Annotated in this window: 17 protein-coding genes; 13 read left to right on the top strand and 4 right to left on the bottom strand. The window is 44.6% G+C overall.

The window, feature by feature from the left end; all coding sequences use genetic code 11:
• Positions 1-9: 9 nt before the first annotated feature.
• The 11 genes from ACN0V2_RS01405 to ACN0V2_RS01355 all read left to right on the top strand — a co-directional run bounded on the left by ACN0V2_RS01405 (position 10) and on the right by ACN0V2_RS01355 (position 16151).
• Entirely contained in the window at positions 10-2658 is a 2649-nt protein-coding gene (locus ACN0V2_RS01405; protein ID WP_417549005.1) for a molybdopterin-dependent oxidoreductase, read from the top strand.
• 185 nt (positions 2659-2843) lie between these two features.
• Entirely contained in the window at positions 2844-4091 is a 1248-nt protein-coding gene (locus tag ACN0V2_RS01400) for a hypothetical protein (RefSeq protein WP_417549004.1), read from the top strand.
• A gap of 429 nt (positions 4092-4520) precedes the next feature.
• Positions 4521-5387, top strand: a complete 867-nt coding sequence (locus ACN0V2_RS01395; protein ID WP_417549003.1) for a nitrate- and nitrite sensing domain-containing protein — start codon at positions 4521-4523, stop codon at positions 5385-5387.
• Positions 5371-5988: an ANTAR domain-containing response regulator gene (locus ACN0V2_RS01390; RefSeq protein ID WP_417549002.1), complete on the top strand. Its 618-nt coding sequence runs from the start codon at positions 5371-5373 to the stop codon at positions 5986-5988. Before ACN0V2_RS01395 ends, ACN0V2_RS01390 begins: the two co-directional genes overlap by 17 nt.
• Positions 5989-6309: 321 nt before the next feature.
• Positions 6310-7701, top strand: a complete 1392-nt coding sequence (locus tag ACN0V2_RS01385) for a CmpA/NrtA family ABC transporter substrate-binding protein (RefSeq protein WP_417549001.1) — start codon at positions 6310-6312, stop codon at positions 7699-7701.
• Positions 7702-7740: 39 nt separating this feature from the next.
• On the top strand, positions 7741-8763 hold the full coding sequence (locus ACN0V2_RS01380) for an ABC transporter permease (RefSeq protein WP_417549000.1): 1023 nt from the start codon (positions 7741-7743) through the stop codon (positions 8761-8763).
• A 278-nt stretch (positions 8764-9041) separates the two neighbouring features.
• Entirely contained in the window at positions 9042-9833 is a 792-nt protein-coding gene (locus tag ACN0V2_RS01375) for an ABC transporter ATP-binding protein (RefSeq protein ID WP_417548999.1), read from the top strand.
• A 128-nt stretch (positions 9834-9961) separates the two neighbouring features.
• Positions 9962-11239, top strand: coding sequence for an EAL domain-containing protein (locus ACN0V2_RS01370; RefSeq protein WP_417548998.1), 1278 nt, complete (start codon positions 9962-9964; stop codon positions 11237-11239).
• Between the two features lie 52 nt (positions 11240-11291).
• A complete protein-coding gene (locus ACN0V2_RS01365; RefSeq protein WP_417548997.1) occupies positions 11292-12791 on the top strand; it encodes a diguanylate cyclase domain-containing protein in 1500 nt (499 codons plus the stop codon).
• Positions 12792-12957: 166 nt separating this feature from the next.
• Complete coding sequence (locus ACN0V2_RS01360; protein WP_417548996.1) at positions 12958-14424, top strand: NarK family nitrate/nitrite MFS transporter; 1467 nt, start codon at positions 12958-12960, stop codon at positions 14422-14424.
• 14 nt (positions 14425-14438) lie between these two features.
• Positions 14439-16151, top strand: coding sequence for a protein kinase domain-containing protein (locus ACN0V2_RS01355; RefSeq protein WP_417548995.1), 1713 nt, complete (start codon positions 14439-14441; stop codon positions 16149-16151).
• Positions 16152-16241: 90 nt separating this feature from the next.
• On the opposite strand, the gene ACN0V2_RS01350 is transcribed toward ACN0V2_RS01355, so the two are convergent.
• The 3 genes from ACN0V2_RS01350 to ACN0V2_RS01340 are packed head-to-tail and all read right to left on the bottom strand — an operon-like array spanning position 16242 to position 19820.
• Positions 16242-18182, bottom strand: a complete 1941-nt coding sequence (locus ACN0V2_RS01350; protein ID WP_417548994.1) for a PQQ-dependent sugar dehydrogenase — start codon at positions 18180-18182, stop codon at positions 16242-16244.
• Positions 18183-18213: 31 nt separating this feature from the next.
• Positions 18214-19203, bottom strand: coding sequence for a zinc-dependent alcohol dehydrogenase family protein (locus ACN0V2_RS01345; protein ID WP_417548993.1), 990 nt, complete (start codon positions 19201-19203; stop codon positions 18214-18216).
• A gap of 29 nt (positions 19204-19232) precedes the next feature.
• On the bottom strand, positions 19233-19820 hold the full coding sequence (locus tag ACN0V2_RS01340) for a TetR family transcriptional regulator C-terminal domain-containing protein (RefSeq protein ID WP_417548992.1): 588 nt from the start codon (positions 19818-19820) through the stop codon (positions 19233-19235).
• Between the two features lie 201 nt (positions 19821-20021).
• On the opposite strand from ACN0V2_RS01340, the gene ACN0V2_RS01335 reads away from it, so the two are divergent.
• Both ACN0V2_RS01335 and ACN0V2_RS01330 read left to right on the top strand, forming a co-directional pair.
• Positions 20022-21020, top strand: a complete 999-nt coding sequence (locus tag ACN0V2_RS01335; RefSeq protein WP_417548991.1) for a catalase family peroxidase — start codon at positions 20022-20024, stop codon at positions 21018-21020.
• 64 nt (positions 21021-21084) lie between these two features.
• Entirely contained in the window at positions 21085-21687 is a 603-nt protein-coding gene (locus ACN0V2_RS01330) for a cysteine hydrolase family protein (RefSeq protein WP_417548990.1), read from the top strand.
• Here the strand turns inward: ACN0V2_RS01330 and ACN0V2_RS01325 are convergent.
• On the bottom strand, positions 21684-21920 hold the full coding sequence (locus ACN0V2_RS01325; protein ID WP_417548989.1) for a cytochrome c peroxidase: 237 nt from the start codon (positions 21918-21920) through the stop codon (positions 21684-21686). The genes ACN0V2_RS01330 and ACN0V2_RS01325 overlap by 4 nt on opposite strands.
• Positions 21921-22039 lie beyond the last annotated feature (119 nt).

Raw genomic sequence — 22039 nt, 5'->3', positions numbered from 1 at the left:
GATTGACTGTTGGCACAACTCGCAACACAAACAACTTGTCCCTACTGCGGTGTCGGCTGTGGCGTTTTGGCTGCACCGCAAGCGGATGGAACGGTCGCCATCAAGGGTGATCCCGCTCATCCAGCTAATTTTGGACGCTTGTGTTCTAAAGGTTCGGCATTAGGCGAAACCGTTGGTCTGGATAACCGTTTGTTGTATCCACAAGTGAATGGTAAGCGTGTTCATTGGGATGCCGCGCTGGATCATGTCAGTGACCAGTTCAAACAAATCATTGCTGAACATGGTCCGGATGCGGTCGCGTTTTATGTGTCAGGGCAAATTCTGACTGAAGATTACTATATGGCCAATAAGTTGATGAAAGGTTTTATTGGCAGTGGCAATATCGAGACTAATTCCCGTTTGTGTATGTCTTCCGCGGTGGCTGCTCATAAACGTGCTTTTGGCAGTGACACGGTGCCGTGCAGTTATGAAGATCTCGAACAAACCGATTTGCTAGTGATTATCGGTTCCAATACAGCTTGGTGTCACCCGGTGTTGTTTCAGCGTATTACCCAGGCCAAACAAAATCGTCCCAATATGAAAGTGGTGGTGATTGATCCACGCAAAACGGCGACTTGTGATATCGCCGATTTGCATTTGCCATTGCGTCCCGGCGCCGATGCTTTTCTGTTTAATGGCTTGCTGAGTTATCTCAAACAACATGACTGTATTGATTGGCATTATCTTGAACAATATGTCGAAGGCTTTGCGTCATCATTGGATTCGGCCAGCAAAACTGCTGCGAATATTCCTCAGGTAGCTCGGCAGACCGAGTTGTCAGAAGCCGATATTGCCAAGTTTTATCAACTTTTTGCTTCGACTGAAAAAACCATTACGTTGTTTTCGCAAGGCGTTAATCAATCGACCAGTGGTACCGATAAATGCAATGCGATTATCAATTGTCATCTGGCAACAGGCCGGATCGGCAAGGTCGGCATGGGACCATTTTCCATCACCGGACAACCCAATGCGATGGGCGGTCGGGAAGTTGGCGGTCTAAGTAATCAGCTGGCAGCGCATATGGAAATCGACAAGCCGGAACATCATGATCGACTATCTCGTTTTTGGAACACCGATCGCTTAACCAATACGGCTGGCCGTAAAACCATTGAGATGTTTCAAGCAATTGAACGTGGTGAGATCAAAGCCGTCTGGATTGTGGCCACTAATCCAGTAGTAAGCATCCCGGATGCCGATCAGATCAAAAGAGCATTAAAACAATGCGAATTGGTCATTGTTTCTGAGATTGAAAAGCAGACGGATTGCACCGAATTTGCCGATGTTTTACTCCCAGCATTGGGATGGGGCGAAAAAGACGGCACCGTAACGAATTCAGAAAGACGAATTAGCCATCAAAGAGCTTTTTTACCCGCACCCGGCGAAGCGAAAGCAGATTGGTGGATGCTTAAAGAAGTTGGCAAACGTATGGGCTTTACCGAACAGTTTGAGTTTGAAACTGCCGTGGATGTATTTCGTGAACATGCCAGATTGTCTGCATTTGAAAATCAGGGCGAGCGTGATTTTGATATCAGTGCCTTGGCAGATATTACCGAGCAAGAATATGAATCACTACAGCCGATTCAGTGGCCAGTAACCGATAATGCGCCGCAAGGCACTGCCCGAATGTTTGTCGACAATCATTTTTATACTGCATCGGGTAAAGCCAGAATGATCGCGGTAGAGCCACATTATCCGCAAAACGAAGTAGATGATATCTATCCTTTGGTGTTAAACACCGGCCGTATTCGTGATCAATGGCACACCATGACCCGCACCGGGCGGGCGCCCAGATTAAATGCCCATATCAGTGAACCGATGATTGATATGCATCCAGTTGATGCTGGACATTGGCAAATTCAGAACAAGGCACTGGCTCAAGTGGAGAGCAAATGGGGAAGGCTTACTGGGCGGGTTAATCTAACTCAGGATCAACGCCCAGGCAGTATCTTTGTGCCGATTCACTGGAATGGTCAGTTTGCTTCTCAGGCTCGGGTCGACACACTGGTCGCCCCCATTACTGATCCAATTTCCGGACAACCCGAGTCCAAACATACCCCGGTGAATGTACGACCATTCTTACCGCGCTGGCATGGATTTATTTTATCCCGGCAACCATTGAGCCTCACTGAAACGGCTTATTGGGTCAAGGTCAAAGGTCAGCAGTTCTGGCGTTATGAACTGGCTGGTGAAAACTGGGTAGAACACCCACTTGAGTGGATCCAGAATATTACTGAACAGCAAGGTGAATGGCTGGAATTCAGTGATCAACGGGCAGGCCGCTATCGTGCTGCCAATATTGTGGATAACCAATTACAGACCGTGATGTTTCTGGCAGCCGATCATCATTTGCCGGAACGTGGCTGGCTTTCTCAATTATTTACTGAACAAACTTTGGATGCGACTGCCCGGCAAAGTCTGCTGGCAGGCCGCCCTGGGCCCGGACAACAAGATAAAGGAAAACTGGTCTGCGCTTGTTTTGCAGTTGGGGAGACCACGATTAAAGACGCAATTCGTAAAGGTGAAGCCAAATCAGTTGATGATATTGGCCGCTGTTTAAAAGCCGGAACCAACTGTGGCTCCTGCATTCCAGAATTAAAACAACTGTTAGCTAATCCCTGACAGTTGTTGTGGCAGCACTGATTTCTGCCAAACCAAATTGATGAGTGTTGTGCATTTACGATGATGTATTGCCCTCTGAACCGCCCAGCGCGTATGCAGCCATAACGACGTGGCAAATCAATCTCTATTGTTTGATATTTCGGCCGCCGAAACAAGTTTCTGCGTCCCGTGAATAAGGAAGGATCATGTCAAAATTACATACATATACTGCAACAACGTTGATGGCGAGCTTAATTGGCACATTACCAATCACAGTGGCGGCAGCGGAAAAAGACAGTTTTATGGAAGCCCTAACCGGCGGTAAAGTCAGTTTTTCTGCCCGTGCCCGTTACGAGTCAGTTGAACAAGATAACAACCTGAAAGATGCCGATGCGTTTACTGTTCGTTCAACTCTGGGTTATGAAACCGGCCGGTTAAATGGTTTTGGTGCATTTGTTGAGTTTGAGAACGTCACCGATTTAGGTGGTGACAACTACAACAGCACCACTAATGGTGAGACTGAATACTCAGTTGTGGCAGATCCAGATGGTACTGAAGTCAATCAGGCTTATCTCAGTTATCAAGGTTTTGATACCGTAGCTAAATTTGGTCGTCAGCAAATTACTTACCGAGATGCGCCATTCCATCGTTATATCGGTAATGTGTTATGGAGACAAAATCATCAAACCTTTGATGCCATTTCTCTCCAGAACACCTCATTGCCAGATACCCAGTTGAGTTATGCCTTTGTAAATAAAATCAACACTATTTATGGTGATGATCGTGATGCGGGCATTGTAAAAAATGGCGTAATCGATGTTGAAGCCCATCTGCTTAACGCGCAGTACAGTGGATTACCGTTTGGCAAGTTGGAAGGCTATGGCTATTTGCTGGAATATGAAGATGCAGAAGCGACTTCTTCTAAAACGTTAGGGCTGCGACTCAGTGGTGCGCCCGCAATTAATGATGCATGGAATTTGGTGTACACAGCCGAATACGCCCGCCAAAGCGATTATAAAAGTGGCACCATGGATGCTCAAGATTACTATCTGGCAGAACTCGGTGCCAAGCATAAAGGCTGGATGGCCAAACTCTCTTACGAGGTACAAGAAGGGGATGGCACGGATAGCTTTAAGACGCCACTGGGCACCAACCATGCCTTTCAGGGCTGGGCTGATCAATTCCTGAATACCCCTGCACAAGGTCTGAAAGATACCTATCTTACCGTGGTGGGTAATGTGTTCTGGGATGCCAAATTAATTGTTTCCTATCATGACTTTGAGACTGACCAAGATAGTCTGGATGCCGGTAATGAACTGGATATTTCACTGGAAAAAGCCTTTAATCAACATTACACCGTTGGCGTGAAATATGCTGATTACCAAGCGGATGATGAGTTTCCAACATTAGTTGATACCGAAAAATTCTGGGTCTACGGACAAGTTAAATTCTAATATCTCCTCGGTGCAAGGGCCTTTTTATCTTTCACAACAGAGGCGACTCGGAAAGGTTAACAGGCCCTAAAGTTGTACCAAGCCAGCTCTGTTTAGGGCTGGCTTTTTTTTGCGTTTTAGTATGTTACTCGCACCAAAAATAAGCGACGCACCAACGGCTACAGCCCATTTTAATGCATGTTTGAGTAGGTTGGTTTTATAAGTGATTGAAATAAAACGACTTAGTTGATGGCACAGCTTATGCAATATCCCAGACGTTGCCACACAAAGAAGGAGGCCACAACAATGGGATACTTAGTTGATTTTTTCTATTTGATGAAAGAGTTATTCAAGCTGCTTTTGTTGGTGTTGATTTCTCCCCTGGGCTTAATGGCTGGTTATCTGTTCAGCTGGGAATAATGAAAACTTAGACTAATTGAGAGTCAGGCTATGATAGTCAATCCCACCATCGCAGGTGCATTAACGGTAGCAGCATGCTTTGCTGCTACCAAACAATTTACGTCGAATTTTCGTGATAAACGGCGTACTGAATTTGCCATCTCTCAACTGGTACATTTAAAACAACTGATTGATCTCTGTCAGCAACACCGCGGCACCAGCAGTGCGGTCTGCGCGGGTAATGCTTCGCTGACAGGGAAACTCACCTTTCTGCAACAACAAATCGATCAATTTATCTTTGCTAGTCAAAACATGGAAATGCAAATGCTGCCGCAATGGTTGTCATTTGTCGACCACTGGCCGCGACTTAAAAAACAGGTTCAAGACCGTAAACTGACACCTCATCAAGTTATTCGTCAACATAACGCGATGATTGAAGGCCAATTATCTTTGTTTGATGATCTCGGCCGTTTATACAACCTGCACCACTTCATGCTGGATAACATCACTCGCTTATCCGCAATCTGTCTGGATACCTTAAGAGCGGCTGAAATTCTGGGCCAAATGCGTGCCGTTGGTTCGAGCCTGTGTGCTCGAGGTCAGGCGGGTGGCACAGAAACCATGATGCTGTCTTTTCAACGTTTAACAGCAAACGGCAGGATTGCCGAACTGCTTAGGGAAATTGCCGGAATACGTAATAAACAGTTAATTGCGATTTTAGCCGGCCAAAACAACCAAATTGAACGTGATACGGATTTATTGTTACAAACCATTGATCAACAAGTGCTGATTGAGGAAACCATTACTTTGTCAGCAGATGATTATTTTAAAACGGCCACTCGTGCCATTGATACGGTACTCAATGTGTTTTCTCTTATCATTAACTATGCTGCGGATAATCATGCGAAACTCAACTGAACTCCTGACACAAAGTTTTAATTCCACATTGGTGTGCGATCGTTCCGATATAGCACAGCAATTAGTCGAACAATTGAGTGGCACCATGTTCGAGGTGACCAATCAATCGGCTTCTCTCCCTAAACTTGCTATGAAGCAACTCGAATTTACCGGCATGTTCATTTTGGCAGTGCGTAACTGCGACAGTGACATGATGGCACTTATCGATATGTTGCTCAGACAACAACCGATGCCGGTGGTGATATTTACCGATGCCTATGACGCACAGGTTGAAAAACAAGCGATTCAGCTTGGCGTCAGTGCGTATGTGGTCGATGGTTTGCAACCACATCGGGTGTTGCCATTACTCAGCACAGCACGCAACCGATTTCTGCAACAGCAGACGATGCGTGAACAAGTGCAATCACTGGAAACCAAACTGGCCGAACGTAAGATTATCGATCGTGCCAAGGGAGTATTGATGCAACAACGTCAATGCAGTGAGGATGAAGCTTATCGTCTATTACGCACCACGGCGATGAACCAGAATATGCGTCTAGCGATGTTGGCCAAACAAGTGCTTGCTACGGCCAACTTGTTAGAAACACATTCTCATCCGTGATCAACATCAAGCGGTCGGTTGCTGCACCAACAAAGTGCCGGCCGCTTTATTCAGCCCCAAAGCGACGCAACCTAACGGCGCAGTTTATTTGAGATAATTTTCAAGTGACTGAAAAATATAGTTTTTTAAATAGGTATGTAATTGGCATATTAACTGCAAATTGGACAGAAGGGTCTATAGCTCGTCGTAGTTACCACTATTGTAGCTATGAACGTTAGAGCACCCAATACCAATCCAATGCAGGATTGAAAACCGTGTCTGGAAATCATTTCCCCGGTATCGGGCAACGCCGCCGTTTTCTGTCCTAAATTGGAGCTATTTATGTCTTTACCTCATGTAAATATAAATTCCTTGCGTCGATGGTTGTCAACGGTTGGCATCATTTCTGTTATCAGTTTTTCATCATCATTAGTTGCAGCACCCGGAGAGTTAGAAAAAGAAGATCTTCGATTGGGCTTTATCAAGCTTACCGATATGGCGCCATTAGCGATTGCCCAAGAAAAAGGTTTCTTTGAAGATGAAGGTTTGTACGTCACTCTGGAAGCACAAGCTAACTGGAAAGTATTGCTGGATGGTGTGATTAATGGCGCACTCGATGGTGCGCACATGCTGGCAGGGCAACCTCTTGGTGCCACCATTGGCTATGGAACTCAGGCTGACATCATTACCGCTTTCAGTATGGATCTGAATGGTAATGCCATCACGGTTTCCAACAAGGTGTGGGAGCAGATGAAGCCGCATATTCCTGTTGGTGAAGATGGCAAACCACAACATCCAATTAGTGCAAAAGCGTTAAAGCCCGTCATTGAGTCATTCAAACAGCAAGGCAATTCATTCAATATGGGCATGGTTTTTCCGGTATCGACTCATAACTATGAATTACGTTACTGGCTGGCGGCGGGTGGTATTCATCCTGGTTTTTATGCGCCACATAAAGGTGACAGCAGTGGCCAACTGAACGCTCAAGCCTTACTCTCCGTGACTCCACCGCCTCAGATGCCTTCCACCATGGAAGCTGGCACCATTGATGGTTACTGCGTTGGTGAGCCTTGGAATCAACAGGCAGTATTTATGGGCATTGGTGTGCCATTGATTACCGATTATGAAATTTGGAAAAATAATCCTGAAAAAGTCCTTGGTGTAAGTCAACAATGGGCTGATAAACATCCTAATACCCACATCGCAATGGTCAAAGCATTAATTCGTGCTGCACATTGGTTAGACGCCGAAAATAATGCCAATCGCCCCGAAGCAGTGGAAATCCTTTCTCAAAGTTATTATGTCGGCGCCGATTATGATGTTATTGCCAATAGCATGACTGGCACCTTTGAATATGAAAAAGGTGACAAACGTGACATTCCTGATTTCAATGTGTTTTTCCGTCACAACGCGACTTATCCCTACTACAGCGATGCCATCTGGTATCTGACACAGATGCGACGTTGGGGCCAAATTCCTGAAGCGAAACCGGATAGCTGGTACACCGATATGGCCAAGAAGGTTTATCGTCCTGATATTTATCAAATTGCTGCAAAAGAATTAATTGAAGAGGGCAAGTTATCGGCAACAGATTTTCCTGATTTTTCCACAGAAACCGGCTTTAAACCGGCACAAAATGAGTTTATTGATGGCATCGAATTTGACGGGACAGCGCCCAATGCTTACCTGGAAAAATTTGCCATTGGCCTGAAAGGAGAGGAGCAGGTGGATTAACCACCTGCTTTTTTTATAAACGGAAAAAGATGGACTCTTATGAACGATAAACTCATATATTTTCTGGAGCTGACAGGGCTTAACTGGTTCGTACCACTGGCGAAAATCGCTGGTGGGGAACCGGCGGGGTTTCAGTTTCAACAATTAGTAAAAATGATTGGTTTACCGCTAGTCGCTATACTTATTTTCCTCGTATTTTGGCATTTGGGTGCTGCAAAAGTGGATACCAGTCTTGGGCAGTTACCAGGTCCGGTTCAAGTTTGGCAACAGGTCAAGGTGTTGAATGAAGAACATCAAGCTGAACGTCAACGAGCGAGTGACTTCTATCAGCGTCAAGATGAGCGAAATGCTGAAAAACTGGCCAAAAACCCGGATGCTGAGATCCGGGTTCGCGAGTTCACGGGAAGACCCACTTTTGTTGATCAAATTTGGACCAGTCTATTTACCGTGTTTGTCGGTTTTCTGTTGGCCAGTTTGATAGCGATTCCCATCGGTATTGTCAGTGGTCTGAGTCAGAATCTCTATAACGCAATCAATCCACTGATTCAGATTTTTAAACCGGTATCCCCACTGGCCTGGTTGCCGATTGTGACCATGGTGGTCAGTGCGGTGTATGTTTCGGCCGATCCAATGTTCTCCAAATCATTTATTACCTCGGCCATCACGGTCATGTTGTGTTCATTATGGCCGACCTTGATTAATACCGCGGTTGGTGTGTCATCGATTGATCGTGATTTGCTCAATGTCGGCAAAGTATTGAGGCTGGGATATTTCACCACAGTGTGGAAAATCGTGATTCCTTCGTCAATTCCGATGATTTTTACCGGCTTGAGAATTTCGCTGGGCATTGGCTGGATGGTGTTGATTGCCGCCGAAATGCTCGCCCAAAATCCAGGTCTGGGTAAGTTTGTTTGGGATGAATTTCAAAATGGCAGTTCCAATTCGCTGAGTCGAATCATGGTTGCCGTGCTGGCAATCGGTCTGATTGGTTTTGTGTTAGATCGCATCATGCTCACACTGCAGAAGTTTTTCTCATACGACAAAACTGCGAATATTCGGTAGGGGCTATTTATGTCTCATAGCCGCCTCTGTTGTGACTGAAAATTTACCAATCAAGGCGCGAGGAATGCAGTTTAGTTGCTCTAAATAAATGACAAGCAACGCAGAGTGGTAGATTTTCAGCCACAACCCGTAGGGCTGGGGCTATTTTTCCGCCCTACGGCGTTGGAAATGACTTATGTAGAACAACTACATCGCATCATTTCCGCCTTGTATGACTAAAAAATAGCCTCCAGCAGTGGTGGCGATGAAACATAAATAGACCCAAGGAGAATAAAATAATGGCTAGTTATTTAAATATTGATCACATCAGCATTGATTTCCCCACTGCCAATGGACCATTTCGGGCGTTAGATAATGTGAATATACAAATTAACCAGGGAGAATTTGTTAGTATTATCGGGCATTCCGGTTGTGGTAAATCCACAGTAATGAATATTGTTGGCGGACTTTATCAGGCAACCGAAGGTGGCGTTATTTTGCAGGGAAAAGAGGTCAATGAACCCGGTCCGGATCGGGCCATTGTGTTCCAAAATCATGCCTTGTTTCCCTGGCTTACTTGCTATCAAAATGTCGAGTTGGCAGTGAAATCAGTGTTTGGTAAAACCCGTAATCGTCAGCAAATTCGTGACTGGACATTACACAATCTGGAATTGGTGCACATGGCTCATGCCAAGCATAAATTGCCAGCAGAAATTTCGGGTGGTATGAAACAACGTATCGGCATTGCAAGAGCGTTGGCAATGGAGCCAAAAGTCTTGTTAATGGATGAACCCTTCGGAGCGTTGGATGCGTTGACCCGTGCCCATTTACAAGATTCGTTGATGGAAATTCAGGCGGATTTGAACAACACCGTTATTATGATTACCCATGATGTGGACGAAGCAGTATTGTTATCTGACAAGATCGTGATGATGACAAACGGACCGGCAGCGACTATTGGCGAAATTTTGCAGGTGAATCTGCCAAGACCAAGGCAGCGTTTAGCTTTGGCTGACAATCCAGATTACAACCATTATCGGTCAGAGGTAATTAAATTCTTACATCAAAGGCATGCCAGGAAAGCTGCCTAATGCGTTAAAAACCAATTGAAAACCCTTAGGCATGGATGCAAATGTGAATCAAACCTGCTCAATTTGGGCAGGTTTGATATTTAACAAAACTTCTCGGTGAATTGACCGCTAACATATAGAAGTGATTTATGTTGAACACAGTTGTATCACAACCCGAATTTAAAGGTATGCCTATGCAGCAGTTGCAGGATGCTGAACAAACCAGTCTGTATGTTACGGCTGATTATCATCATTTAACCTTGAGCAGTCATTTTCAGCCTATTTTCAGTATCTCGCATCGTCGTCCAGTCGGCTATGAAGGGCTGATTCGCGCGGTTGACCCTCAAAAACATCCACACTCGCCGTTGGAGCTGCTGGCTATACCGCAAAATGCTGTCGAAAACCTGTCTCTGGATCGGCTTTGTCGCCGATTGCATATGCACAATTTTGCCCGTCAGCCAAATGGAGAAGCATGGTTGTTTCTGAATCTTAATTCACAATGTCTGGTTTCTGAGCGGCCTGACGCTGGCTTTATGAACGCTTTATTTGAGCAAACCGGTATTCCCCCTCATCGGGTGGTTATTGAAATCCTCGAAAGTGAAATTGATGACAGGCAGTACTTACGCAGCTTGATTCGCCACTTTCGTGAACTTGGATGCCTGATTGCCATCGATGATTTTGGTGCAGGACATTCGAATTTTGATCGAATTTGGGAGCTGGAACCGGATATCGTGAAAATCGATCGCAGTATGATTCGTGGAGCAGGCACTTCCAGCCGAGTTGAACGTATTTTGACTGGGGTCGTGTCATTGATCCATGAAGCGGGCAGTCTGGTGATCATTGAAGGTGTTGAAACGGAGCGCGAAGCCTTAGTCGCCATAGCAGCCAATGCCGATATGATTCAGGGCTTTTATTTCGCCAAGCCGCAACCACGTATTACCCATGACCTGAAATTTGCTGAAGTGATTGACCATCTGCTTAAAATTCAACAGCGTCAGCGGTTTAAAAATAGTCACCAGATGAATCAGGATTTCAAAAAAATCGAATCTTTGTTTCGTCAGGCGGTCAGTGAGTTTTCAATCACTAATGCATTTGATACCAGCACCAAAATTTTATTTAAAGAAAAGCGCGCCGTACGTTGTTATTTGTTGGACGAAGTTGGTTTCCAGATGGCACGCAATGTTTATTCTCCACATTACCAACAAAAGATGGACACCCGTTTTACCCCGCTATTATCTGGTGATAATGCCAATTGGTCCCATAAACACTACCACTTCCGTGCTATCGAACATCCTGGGGAAATGCAGCTCAGTCGACCCTATCTGTCGGTTGCTGACTCTCGTATGTGTATTACCGTTTCCCAGACAGTAGTCGTGCATAACAAACTTTATGTGTTTTGTTGTGATCTAGATTGGCAAGATGATTGATAGCCAAAATCTAACATCATAATCAGCACACAATGTTATGACAGGGGGGAACATGTTTGAGGTGATTAAAAAGTACCGACATTTTTTGTTGCCACTCAGTTTAGTGGTGATATTTGATATCACCTTATTGGCAATGAATTATGGTATCTCTGCCCAGTTGGAAGCCTCATCAATCAATATAAACATTGCCGGTCGGCAACGCATGTTATCGCAGAAAATGACCAAATCTTTGTTGCTAATGCATTATCAGCAACAACAGGGATTAAATATCCAAGCGGCCTACCAAGAACTGATGGACGCCATGACTTTATTTGATCAAACCCTAATCGCCATGAGCAACGGCGGCGAAACACTTAGCGCCGATAGTAAACTTATTCAGGTTAAGCAACTTAAAGAAACCGCAATTCAAAAAACACTGATGCAATCAATTGAATTATGGGAGCCACTGTATAAATCAATTCAACAAATGCAACTTAGTGAATCAGAGGTGGATCAACTGGTCGATGCTATGGTGGCGGATAATCTGCAGTTGCTGGCGTTAATGAATAAATTGACCGTGCAAATAGAAGCCTCAGCCAAACGGCAGACTTATCTATTGCGAGGTTTACAAACCATTATTGTGATCCTGATTTTATTGTCATTTGCCATGGCGATTAATCGCTTGATTCGCCGTGAACAATATTTCAGCAAATTGATGGAAAAAAGCTCGGATATTGTTATTGGGATCAATTCGGCTACCAGCCGTATTACCTTTATCAGTGCGTCGGTGAAGTTACTGTTACAACACGACGAAATGTATTATTTGGGCCAGCCTTATCATCGATTGTTTAATCAGGAATCCGCTACGAGAATTTCACATTTGTTATTGCTGGCTAAGAAGTTTAGACCCTTACCCTATAGCCGTTGTGAAGTGCAGTTGGTCAGAGCCGACGATAAACTAATTGATGCCGAAATGTTGCTACAGCTTAATCGTAGTGAAGATGGTCGTACCATTGAACTTAGCGCTGATATTCGTGATATTACTGAACGTAAACAACTGGAATTAGCGTTGACTGAAATGGCACATAAGGACAGTTTGACTGGCCTGCCGAATCGGGCACAGTTCAGTTTATTAGCACAGCAGGCCATCTTGCAGGCACACCGTAAGGGCTATTCCATTGCGATGATGTTTATTGATTTGGATGACTTTAAGTCTGTAAATGATATGTGTGGTCATCATGTGGGTGATGCATTGTTAATTGAAGTTGCTCAACGCATTAGTCAACGCTTACGAGCATCAGATACTGTATTCCGTATTGGTGGAGATGAGTTTGTGGTGTTGATCAGTGATGTGGCACAAGATCAGCATTTGCAAACGGTGGGCGATAAAATTATTGCTGCATTATCTGAAAAAATGCTGATAGATAATTGCCCGTGTCAGATAGGCGCCAGCATTGGCATTGCTCGCTATCCAGAAGATGGAGAAAACATTGATGCCTTGCTTAAAGCTGCTGATGAAGCAATGTATCGAGTCAAACAATCAGGTAAAAATGCCGTGGCGTTTGTTGCCTGAACTACTGCACAGCCGTGGTGCGCTATCAGCCATTTTGATTTAAATAAGTGCATTAGATACCTGTTTAAAGCTCGATGCGATAATAAAATCAATAACTTAAAAGTTGGCATAATTCCCGCTTAGAAGGTTTACCAATGTCGGTCAAACGTTCTGAAGTGAGAACACCATGTCTGCCTCAAATTTAAAATTTTTATCCTTCAGCGGTAACAGCCGCATTTTACATCTTAGCTGGATGGCCTTTTTTATCAGTTTTGTGGTCTGGTTTAACCATGCACCGCTACTGGTTTCGATTAAAGAAACTCTTGGCCTCACCGACCAGCAAATTAAAACCTTATTAATCCTAAACGTAGCATTGACCATTCCTGCCCGAATCGTGGTGGGTATGCTGGTTGATAAATACGGCCCCAAAATCATGTATTCATTACTACTGGGCATTTCCAGTATGTTGTGTTTCTTTTTTGCGATAGCTGACAGTTTCGAACAAATGGCCTTAGCCCGTTTTATGCTGGGTTTTGTTGGGGCCGGTTTTGTTATCGGTATCCGGATGATTTCAGAATGGTTTCCGGCCAAACAAGTTGGTCTGGCTGAAGGCATTTACGGCGGCTGGGGAAATTTCGGTTCCGCTGCAGCGGCAATGAGTCTGCCGACGATTGCTTTGATGTTTGGCGGTGAAGAAGGCTGGCGATATGCAGTGGCTTTGACCGGGTTTATTGCCTTGGTTTATGCGTTTATTTATTACAACAGCGTTTCTGATACACCTAAAGGTTCCACGTATTTCAAACCGAAAAAATCTGGGGCGATGGAGGTGACCAGCAAAGGTGACTTTGCGTTATTAATTCTAATGACCATCCCCATGTATGGCGCTTTAGGTTTGTTAGCTTGGAAACTGTCTCCTAACGGTGTGGCGTTATTATCTGGCTCGGTCACACTTATGATTTACCTTGTTTTGGTATTGTTATTTTTGTATCAGCTTTATCATATTTATCAGGTCAACAAATCCATATTCCATACTCCAGTGCCAGAGATTCATCGTTATAAATTCAAACAAGTTGCTGTGCTGAATTTGGCCTATCTGGCTACCTTTGGATCAGAATTGGCGGTGGTTTCCATGTTACCGTTATTTTTCAGTGAAACATTTGATATTACAGCGGTTCAAGCGGGTTTATTGGCATCGGGTTTTGCATTTATGAATCTGGTTTCACGTCCAACCGGCGGCTATTTCAGTGATAAGCTTGGTCGTAAACTGACATTAACTATTTGTCTGGCAGGTCTGGCTGTGGGCTATTTTGTTATGGGCCTGATTACGCCCGAATGGTTTATTGTGTTAGCTGTGTTGGCAACCATGTGCTGTTCGTTCTTTGTTCAGGCAGGTGAGGGCGCGGTTTTTGCTGTAGTACCTTTGGTTCAGCGTCGTCTGACTGGACAAATTGCTGGTATGGCAGGTGCTTATGGTAATGTCGGTGCATTGTTATTTTTAACTGTTTTATCGGTGGTGTCTGCACAGTTGTTTTTCTGGGTGATTGCTGCCACCGCTGTTGTTACCTTGATCGTAGTGCAATTTATGGATGAGCCGCGCGGCCAGATGGCAGAAGTATTGCCGGATGGTACCGTGCAAATGATCGACGTGCATTAAACGGGATCGAGATCATGCTGAAAGTCCGTTGCGGACAATACTCGCGGGCCGGGGTAAAAGCAGAAAATCAGGATGCGATTGGTTTTTATGCCCCGGAAAATAACTTGTTGCTGGAAAGTAAGGGGGCCATCTGTGCAATTGCCGATGGTATCAGTAGCAGCGAGCAGGCCCGTGAGGCCAGTCATGCAGCCATCACCGGATTTATTGCTGATTATTTCAGCACACCAGATACCTGGTCGGTCAAACAATCCGGTGGCAAGGTTTTAACGGCGATTAATGTCTGGCTGTGTGGGCAGAGTCATCAGTTTCGGGAAATGTCGCGAGGCTTTGCCACTACCTTTTCGGCGGTGATTATCAAATCAGTTACGGCGCACTTGTTCCATGTCGGCGATGCCCGAATCTATCTTTTTCGCAACAATACGCTGGAGCAACTTACTCAAGACCATCGGATAAAACTGGAGGAAGGTAAGGAATATCTGGGTCGGGCATTGGGAGTCGATTATGCTTTGGATATCGACTATAAAAACCTGGCTGTGGAACAGGGTGATGTCTTTATCTTGATGACTGATGGCGTTTATGAGTTTGTTGCCGACAATGTCATCAAGCAACAATTAAGCGACAACACAGATCCTGAGCAGTGTGCCAAAGTCTTGTGTGAGTTAGCGTTGCAAAACGGCAGTGGTGACAATGTAAGTTGCCAAGTATTTTGTATTGACGAGTTGTCTGAACCCAAACCCGATGAAGTCTATGCCCGATTAATGGCATTACCATTCCCGCCGGAATTGTATGAAGGTGTCATTCTTGATGGTTACCGGGTATTACGTGAATTGCATGCTAGTTCAACCAGTCAGTTGTATCTGGCTATTGATACCGAAACTCAGCAGAAAGTAGTGTTGAAAACACCATCGGTGAATTTCGAAGATGATCCGGCTTATCTGGAACGTTTCCAGTTGGAAGAGTGGATTGGTCGACGAATTGATAATGCCCACGTAGTACGCATTGTCGAACAACAACGTCCACGGCGTTTTTTGTTTTATGTGATGGAATATATCGCGGGCAAAACGCTGCAACAGAAACTGGATGATGAAGGACCGCTGAGCCTAAGTGAAGTTAGGCAAATACTTCCACAATTAATCTCCGGACTACGGGCGTTTCATCGTCTGGATATGCTGCATCAGGATCTTAAGCCCGGCAATGTCATGCTTAGTGATGAAGGTGTAGTTAAAATTATTGATTTTGGTTCTACCCGAATCGCAGGTATCGCTGATGTCGCTTCGCCGATCGAACGCAAAAAACTATTGGGAACTAGAGAATTTACCGCTCCCGAATATTTGCTGGGTGAACAGGCAGGAGTACAGGCCGATCAATTTTCGTTGGGCTCGATCGTTTATCACTTGCTGAGTGGCCAACTACCTTACGGAAAGCGTTTCGAAAAACAAATGAATCGTCAGCAATTGAGTCGACTGACTTATCAACCATTAACGCTATTGCAGGCGGAGATCCCGGTCTGGGTGGATAAGGCTATTGAAAAATCGGTGCAGCTTAATCCGCAACGGCGTTATGAAGCGTTATCTGAGCTGCAAACTGACATCATAAAACCTAACCCAGCTTTTTTGCATGATGCATATGTTCCTTTAATAGAACGTCATCCGGTGAGATTCTGGCAAATACTAGCAACTTTGAGCTTGGTGTTTAATCTGATATTGCTTTACCTAATGGTAGGCTAGGGGAATCACTTTTAATAACACTTGAATGATTTAATTCAGAGACAAAAAAGCCGGGAAGAATCCCGGCTTTTAGATTGCTTTGATACGGTTTTACCTGATTGGCAAGAAATACAATTTTCCGCCTTTCATATCGGGCATCAAAAGATGTTTGCCATCAGCTGATAAGGCAATATCGGCCGCGGTTTCATATTCATCTGTGATGAGTTGTGGCGTGGCTTTGGCTTCGTTTAGCTGCCATACCTTGCCGTTATTCCAATCACTGATATATAAAAATCCATCGGTATCCCGAACTAACCCATCAGCACCACCAAAACCACTGTTTACTTTTGTGGCTTTCGCTGAGGCAATATCCAGTTGAAATAAATCACCTGTGCCAAAATCAGCTACCAGCATTTTGTTGTAACCATCCATCAGCAGACCATTAGGACGTTTAATGCCGGATTTTGAATTGATTATTTCAGTCGTTTTACCATTTGTTGTGACTTGATAAATTCCAGCATCTTTGCCGTTATCGTCGCCACTATCAGATACATAAATTACGCCGTGACCATCAATTTCAACATCATTGAGAAACACTGGTTTACCTGGAAAGTCAGCTGGTTTAACCATCACTTCGCTTTGGCCATCCATGCTGATTTTCACCAATTGATCGACATCGGCAACGTATAAAGTGTTGTTAAACATATCGATGCCTTTTGGATCGTTCAGGCCATCAACTAAGGTTTCAGTGCTGCCATCGGTGTTTACTACAGTAACTTTGCCATCACCTTTTTTACCAAACTCACCGATTTCAGTGACAAATACACGACCATCAGGATGAGTAATAGCAGATTCTGGCATCACCAGCCCTTCAACTGTTTTGGTTGAATGACTTGTGTTGGTGGTTTTGTCAGCGGCTTTTTCTTCACCATAACTGACACGATAAATCACGCCATTGAAATCATCCGAAACCAGCACTGAGCCATCAGGTAATTGCAGTACATCAGTTGGACGTCCCCAAGCTTCACCATCGACCAACCAGCCGTCGATAAAGGTTTCATGACCACTGACCTTATTGTTTTCATCAAATGTGACACGCATCAACTGATAGCCAACAGGTTCTGTGCGGTTCCAAGAACCATGTTGAGCAATGATGACATCGCCTTTAAAGTCTTCTGGAAACATATTGCCGGTATAAAACTTCATGCCCAACGCAGCGGTATGCGCTTGAAACTCGGTAACCGGATAAGTCACGTCTTTCGGTGGTGTTTTATCAGCCCAATCTTCATGGCGCTCTTTACCGCCGGCATAATAAGGAAAGCCAAAGTGCATGCCTTTTTCAGGTGCAGCATTTAATTCACCGGGCGGGATATCATCACCCATCATATCGGTGTTGTTATCAGTGAAATAAAGCACACCGGTTTCTGGTTGGAAATCCATACCAACTGAGTTACGAATGCCTTCGGCAAAAATCTCAGCATCACTACCATCTGGATTCATCCGGATAATCGTGGCTTCCAGATTATTTACTTCACAGATATTGCAGGGTGCACCAACGGTGACATAGAGTTTGCCGTCCGGTCCGAAATCAATATAACGCCAGCCGTGATGTGCTTTGTCCGGCAGATCTTCATAAATGACTTCTCGCATTTCCTTAAACGGAAGGGTGAGGTCAAAACCAGGCGCTGCATAACGGGCAATGCGGTTTTGTTCGGCGATATATAAATTGCCCTGATACATGGCAACACCGTTACCGATGTTGAGATCGTCAAGAATAGTGACTACCTCATCGGCTTTGCGATCTTTATTACGATCCACCACAGCATAAGCTTTAGGACCACGCGTACCGACAAAAACGGTACCAGTTGATTGGCCCAACGCCATTTGGCGTGCACCTGGCACTTCGGCATAGACTTCAACTTTAAAACCATCTGGCACATTGAGTTTATGAAGGTTTTTTTCGACATCAGCCGCATCGGCAAAGCTGGCAGTACTGAACATGCCAAGCGAGGAAAGCGTTAAAAAGCTGAGTGTTTTAAGGGTAAATTTCATGGATATCCTCCATTAATGTAAAAAAGTGGTATCAGGTTGTAACGATGATCTTGCCGATTTGTTGATTGGATTCCATGTACTGATGAGCAGCAACAATGTCATCCAAGGAAAAAGTTTTGGCAATAATCGGTTTGAGGTGTCCGGCAGTTAGGCCTTTATCGATAAACTCTACACCGCGTTGCAAGCGTTTGGCATCTTGGGTGATTTCAAACAGGGTATACCCCCGAAAGCTTAATCCTTTAGCCAAAGCAGCAAACAGCGGGAACATTGTGTTTTCTGTACTGAGTGCGCCATAAACAAAAATTTGTGCAAATTGGCCACAGGCATCGGCCAATTTATTTAAGACGGGTCCGGCGACAGGATCAAATACCATGTCTGCGCCTTTTCCACCCGTTATCAACATCACCTGTTCAGCTATCTGTTGGGACTCACTGACAATAACGTGTTTGGCGCCGTGTTTTAGCAATAGGCCTTTTTTCTCAGCTGTGCGGGTGATTGCAACCGGAGTTGCACCTACCTGATTAGCTACCTGAATGGCTGCCAGCCCGACACTGCTTGAGGCTGCTGAAATCAGCACTGTCTGACCTTCTGCTAATTCTCCGATATCAACCAGTGCGCCCCAAGCGGTGAGATATTGCATCCAAACAGCGGCTGCTTCATTGTCAGAAATATTGGCGGGTTGTTTAACGATGGCATGAACGGGTAGCACGGCTTTTTCAGCATAAGTGCCATATTGGTTCATTGAAAAAGATGGGATCACATTGACCTTGTCGCCAACGTTGAATTGACTGACATTGGAACCGACTTGTTCGATGATGCCTGAAGCCTCGTAGCCGAGACGGGCTGGGAGTGTGGGTGTTTCCAGATATTGTCCACTTCGAAACATAACTTCAGCACGATTTAGACCAATGCTGTTAATTTTGAGCAGCACTTCATCGGCTTGAGGCGGGGATAGCTCGATACTGTCCAGTTTTAATACTTCTGGTCCACCTGTTTGATGGAAACGAGCGACTTTGCTCATAAAATCTCCGGGTAGTTGATAGGAATTATTTAGCGGGTGATTAATACGCGATCAAAAGTGGTATCAATAAAAGCTTGCAGAGGCGCAACACTGGAATTCATCTTGGCACGTAAAATTGCACCTTGCCAGCCGGATAGTAAAAACTCGGCAAGTTGATGTATGTCGTTATCTTCGGCAAGCTCACCGCAATCAATAGCTGCTTGTAGACACAGGCTAAATTGTTGTTTCCAGCCTTCGAAAACCTGATCCAATCGTACTCTGAATGTTTCATTTTGGCTGGAGAATTCCTGTCCTAATGTGCCAATCAGGCAGCCACGTTTGCACTTACCTTCACTGATTGTTTCCAGCCCGTTTTGCAGATAGTTACGAATCCTTTGCAGTGGACTGACTTTGGTATCGCTGAGAAACGAGGCAATTTTTTCGTTATAGGCAATCGCGAATTCATCAATGATAGCGAGGCCGAAATCTTCTTTACTAGCAAAATAATAATAAAACGACCCTTTCGGCACGCCAGCGGTTTTTAACACGGTATTTAAGCCTGTTGGGTTAAAACCATGGCTGCCGATAACGTCGGTACCCACTTTGATTAATGATTGTCTTGTTTGAATGCGTGCCATATTAGACCGGTCGTCTAGTTATTTTTCGTTCACGATAGACCAATCGTCTAGTAAATGCAAACCATGTTAAATCAACAGCGCAAAATTACTGATTCATGTTTAAATCAACATGAACTTAGTTTGATGTAAAAGGCTCATAAAGCTTTAACCTATATTTTCGTGCTCGATGCGGGCAGTGAATTCATAAAAAGGAGAGCGTTAATGGGTAGCAAAACATTGAAGTATTTGCCGCTGGCATTGTTGTTAGGTTTCAATATAAATCCTGTTTCAGCAGAGCAAGCAGAAAAATCGACGGTCGAAAAGATTGTTGATGTACAGCATGATTTATTCAAAGGACCCCGAGAAGGATTACGTTCCAACCATACAAAAGGGGTGGTGTTAACCGGCGTGTTCCATCCGGCTGAGTCAGCAAGACAAATTACTTCTGCAGCACATTTGCAACAGCAATCCTCACCAATAGTCGTACGTTTTTCTAATGCAACCGGGTTTCCAGATATTGCCGATAATGATCCTAAAGGATTAGCCAAAGGGATGGCGATGCGTATTGATTTGGGCGATGAGGAATATACCGATATGGTAATGAGCTCAGTGCCACGTTTTCCGGTGGCAACACCAGAAGCCTTTTTGGAAATGCTCACTGCTGTAAGAGATTCTGCCAATTCAGAAGCAGAGACCAAACCTATTCAACAATTTTTAGCGAATAACCCTAAAGCCAAGCATTTTGTTGAATATCCCAAACCTTTTCCAGCCAGTTTTGCCAATCTGTCCTACCATGGTATCAATGCGTTTAAGTTTACCAATAGCGAAGGTGAGTCGGTTTATGGTCGCTATATTGTGACCCCATTAGATGGTGTGAAAACATTGGAAAAAGCTGATGCCGAAGCACAAAACGAAAACTATTTGATGAATGAAATTCGTGAGCGCTTACCTGAAGAAGCTGCCGAGTTTCGTTTGTCGGTGCAAATTGCTGAAACAGGCGATGAAGTGAATGATGCAACGGTAATTTGGCCTGATGACCGTCAAGTAGTTGAGTTAGGGACTATAGTGATCGAGGCACCAATGGCTGATGCTGCAGAGTATGAAAAAGCGACAATGTTTAATCCATTGGCTTTGCCAGAGGGGATTGAACCATCTGCTGATCCTATTTTATTGGCCAGACCGGGTGCTTATGCAGTGAGTTTTCAACATCGTATGGATTAATCGGCAGTACGACTGAAGCTAACCATACCGCGAGTAAATTTTTGAACATTCAAAGAGGATTGTTATGACACAAGCATCACAAACATTAAGAGATATTGTCGGCTTAGGGCATCAGCCGGCAAAGTTGAGTGATTCAGCATTAATCATGATTGATTGTCAGAACACCTATCGGACCGGTGTTATGCAGCTCACGGGTGTGGAAAAAGCCATTATTGAAGCCAAAGCTTTGCTAGAACGGGCTAGGGCGTTAAACATTCCTATCATTCATATTCAGCACGATGGAGGTGTGGGTTCACCTTATGACCTGACCACTGAAATTGGACAGATTTCAGATGAAGTGGCCCCGAAAGATGGGGAATATGTGATTACTAAAAACTTCCCTAATTCGTTTGTGCAAACTGAATTGGATGAGCGGCTAAAATCATTGAATATTGAGAATATCGTTTTGGCTGGCTTTATGACGCATATGTGTGTGAATTCCACAGCACATGGCGCGTTTAATTTGGGCTATAAACCTACAGTTGTTGCGAGTGCTACAGCAACTCGACCACTGCAGGCGGCTGGTGAAAAGGTTGTTTCAGCTGAACAGGTTCAGGATGGAGCAATTGCCTCAACACGTGATCTATACGCTGCAGTAGTCGATAGTGTTGCTGATTTGCCTGATTAAATTTCACAAAAAAGCCCGGTAGTAGTTTTCACCGGGCGTTTGAGTTGGATTACATAAGCAGTTATGACATTGGTGACGTGATCCAGAGTAATCTCATCACGGTCATAAATTTTATTAAACTCGGCGACATACTGAGGAATTGAACGTAATACATCAATCGCAAAAGAATGGCTGAAGACCATTTCCATCGGATTAGCGATTGGCCCAGCGGCGTTCTTGCAAATTGGCCGCACGACCATCTCAGAATTGTGCGAAGTTCATATTGGAATTCAGCAAGGTAGGTGACTTAATAGAACCTTCCGGCCATTTATGACCAATTGAGGTGGGTATAATCGCTGCCTACCATGCTGAG

The sequence above is a fragment of the Methylophaga sp. genome, from assembly GCF_048266885.1.
Taxonomy (GTDB): domain Bacteria; phylum Pseudomonadota; class Gammaproteobacteria; order Nitrosococcales; family Methylophagaceae; genus Methylophaga.
This window is presented reverse-complemented; position numbering and strand designations above follow the sequence as displayed.

Bases quoted from the DNA above. Each gene is read 5' to 3' on its own strand.
- ACN0V2_RS01375 (WP_417548999.1), top strand. From the start codon at position 9,042: ATGGCTAGTTATTTAAATATTGATCACATCAGCATTGATTTCCCCACT.
- ACN0V2_RS01335 (WP_417548991.1), top strand. From the start codon at position 20,022: ATGGGTAGCAAAACATTGAAGTATTTGCCGCTGGCATTGTTGTTAGGT.
- ACN0V2_RS01370 (WP_417548998.1), top strand. From the start codon at position 9,962: ATGTTGAACACAGTTGTATCACAACCCGAATTTAAAGGTATGCCTATG.
- ACN0V2_RS01340 (WP_417548992.1), bottom strand. From the start codon at position 19,820: ATGGCACGCATTCAAACAAGACAATCATTAATCAAAGTGGGTACCGAC.
- ACN0V2_RS01400 (WP_417549004.1), top strand. From the start codon at position 2,844: ATGTCAAAATTACATACATATACTGCAACAACGTTGATGGCGAGCTTA.
- ACN0V2_RS01350 (WP_417548994.1), bottom strand. From the start codon at position 18,182: ATGAAATTTACCCTTAAAACACTCAGCTTTTTAACGCTTTCCTCGCTT.
- ACN0V2_RS01330 (WP_417548990.1), top strand. From the start codon at position 21,085: ATGACACAAGCATCACAAACATTAAGAGATATTGTCGGCTTAGGGCAT.
- ACN0V2_RS01385 (WP_417549001.1), top strand. From the start codon at position 6,310: ATGTCTTTACCTCATGTAAATATAAATTCCTTGCGTCGATGGTTGTCA.
- ACN0V2_RS01395 (WP_417549003.1), top strand. From the start codon at position 4,521: ATGATAGTCAATCCCACCATCGCAGGTGCATTAACGGTAGCAGCATGC.
- ACN0V2_RS01380 (WP_417549000.1), top strand. From the start codon at position 7,741: ATGAACGATAAACTCATATATTTTCTGGAGCTGACAGGGCTTAACTGG.
- ACN0V2_RS01390 (WP_417549002.1), top strand. From the start codon at position 5,371: ATGCGAAACTCAACTGAACTCCTGACACAAAGTTTTAATTCCACATTG.
- ACN0V2_RS01360 (WP_417548996.1), top strand. From the start codon at position 12,958: ATGTCTGCCTCAAATTTAAAATTTTTATCCTTCAGCGGTAACAGCCGC.
- ACN0V2_RS01345 (WP_417548993.1), bottom strand. From the start codon at position 19,203: ATGAGCAAAGTCGCTCGTTTCCATCAAACAGGTGGACCAGAAGTATTA.
- ACN0V2_RS01365 (WP_417548997.1), top strand. From the start codon at position 11,292: ATGTTTGAGGTGATTAAAAAGTACCGACATTTTTTGTTGCCACTCAGT.
- ACN0V2_RS01355 (WP_417548995.1), top strand. From the start codon at position 14,439: ATGCTGAAAGTCCGTTGCGGACAATACTCGCGGGCCGGGGTAAAAGCA.